Consider the following 860-nt stretch of genomic DNA (forward strand, 5'->3'; position numbering starts at 1 on the left):
GAATCGACGAAACATGACACCCGATTTCGCCGCAGCTCTGGACGCAAAGCTGGAGGAGTACCGCGCTTGGGCTGCGTCAAGACCGGTCCGCGAGATATCGGAAACTGTGAGTGCCCCAAACCTCGTGACCACCGCCTCGCGTGAGTGGCACAGTCCGGCCGAAAACAGCAGTCCGCGCTCTCGGTAGCGCGACCCAACGGCGAGCAGATGTTTCTGGAGATCGTGAAGTGCTTGAACGCTTGATGAAACGCCTTCTTTTGTCGCTGATGGCAACGATCCCCCTTGCTGCACCGGCGAGCCTTCCGCTGCAGATGTCCCTCACCGCAATGGCTACGGAGGCGGACCATGTACTGGTCGGCCGCGTTGTCAGCGTTGACATGGTTGACGCGAAGGGCAATCCGGTCTCGGATGATCAGGCGCGCACTGGCCCTGGTTCGGCGAATGTCATTCGTCTTCGCGTGGCAGTCGACGAGGCTCTGATCACAAATACAGACCGCGTACCAAGGGAATTGCTCATACCGCTCGACCCGCTTATGCACTACAGCCTCGGTCAGATCAGGGCCGCTCATCAAAACGATGCAACTACGCGACTTCTGCTCTTGAAGGGAGCGGGATTTTCCAGCCTCAAGCCAGGAATCTTCTTTCTGCCATTGAAGGAAAAAGACGAAGTGCTGCGCGTGCATAGTGCGACGCACCGATAGCGCTGCAGGGTGCGGCCGGCTAAGTGATCAGACTTCATCGGCAAAGGCCGACGTTCGACACCTATCTTGGCAGGCCCATGACCCGGAAAGTGACGAGCGATTCGAGGAAGTAATGGAACGACGACTCACTGTGCTTCTCATGCTGACCGCAAGCCTCGG

At 58.3% G+C, this 860-nt stretch carries 1 protein-coding gene; it reads left to right on the plus strand.

Annotation, left to right across the window (positions count from 1 at the left end):
• Positions 1 to 227 precede the first annotated feature (227 nt).
• Complete coding sequence (locus tag IB278_RS33555) at positions 228 to 701, plus strand: hypothetical protein (protein ID WP_192328823.1); 474 nt, start codon at positions 228 to 230, stop codon at positions 699 to 701.
• Positions 702 to 860: the final 159 nt, after the last annotated feature.

Origin of the sequence: Variovorax sp. VRV01 (assembly GCF_014852545.1) — a bacterium.
Lineage (GTDB): Bacteria > Pseudomonadota > Gammaproteobacteria > Burkholderiales > Burkholderiaceae_C > Variovorax > Variovorax beijingensis_A.